The sequence below is a fragment of the Pseudomonas sp. LF-5 genome, assembly GCF_037626295.1.
Classification (GTDB): domain Bacteria; phylum Pseudomonadota; class Gammaproteobacteria; order Pseudomonadales; family Pseudomonadaceae; genus Aquipseudomonas; species Aquipseudomonas monsensis.
Genome location: NZ_JARKMT010000026.1, coordinates 1 through 1,214, shown reverse-complemented (window position 1 = coordinate 1,214; position 1,214 = coordinate 1). Strand labels below are relative to the sequence as shown.

The 1,214-nt window shown below is 53.9% G+C and carries 1 protein-coding gene; it reads left to right on the top strand.

Annotation, left to right across the window (positions count from 1 at the left end):
- Positions 1–90: 90 nt before the first annotated feature.
- On the top strand, positions 91–1,214 hold a 1,124-nt coding region (locus tag PseuLF5_RS28090; protein ID WP_340135117.1), incomplete at its 3' end, for an IS481 family transposase.

Here is a 1,214-nt window from a genome sequence, read left to right as displayed (position 1 = left end):
TGTATGTACCGGACACATGGTGGACAGGTGTTCGGAGACATGGTGGACACTTTTTAATAGGCACATTGCTCATCACTAAGGAGATGACCTGTGTCTTGGGAAGAGGTGTCCACTGTGCAGCTTCGTTCAGAATTCGTGCTTTTGGCTCGGCAAGAAGGGGCCAATGTCCGGCAGCTTTGCCGTCGATTTAATATCAGCCCAAGCACCGCCTATAAATGGCTTAACAGGTTTGAAAACCTGGGTGCAGAAGGACTGAACGATCAGTCTCGACGACCGAAGACATCACCCAAGCGATGTGCTGATGAGGTTGAACAGCAGATTTTGACCGTGAGTCAGGAGTACGCGGCCTGGGGCGCTCGCAAGCTCAAACGTGTGTTGGAAGACAACGGCTTAGTGATGCCTTCGGTCAGTACCGTGCATGCGGTTTTACAGCGTCATTCACGCGTTGATCCAAAGGCCGCCGAGATCAAACCGTTTATCCGTTTTGAGCATGAAGCGCCCAACGATCTTTGGCAGATGGACTTCAAGGGGCATATCAGTCTGGGTCAGGGGCGTTGCCATCCGTTGACGATGCTGGACGATCATTCGCGGTTTTCACTGTGCATCGCGGCGTGTATCAATGAGCAGCGCGACACCGTCCAGGAGCATCTGGTCCGGGCCTTTCGGCGCTATGGCCTGCCTTTGCGCATGACGATGGACAACGGCTCTCCATGGGGTGATCAGACAGGCGTTTATACCGCGCTGGAGGTCTGGCTGATGAGTCAAGGCATCAAGGTCGGCCACTCACGACCTTATCATCCGCAAACCCAAGGAAAGCTGGAACGCTTCCACCGCAGTCTGAAAAATGAAGTCCTCCAGGGTCAGCACTTTAACGATCTCAACAGCGCGCAACGGGCGTTTGATATCTGGCGTGATATTTACAACCAGAAGCGCCCGCATCAAGCGCTGGACATGCAGGTTCCTGCTACTCGGTACAGCAGCAGCTCAAGGGAATATCAGGAGCAGCCCGCAGCGCCGGAGTACGACGATGGTGATGTGGTCAGGAAGGTTCAGGTAAAGGGCGAGATCTACTGGAGGAACCGTGAATACACAGTCGGGAAAGCTTTTTACGGGAAGTCAGTAGCTATCCGGGAAACGACGGAGGACGGCATCCACGATGTCTACTGGAGTAGACATCGCATCGCCCGAATCGACTTGAACTTGCAGATCGTTAC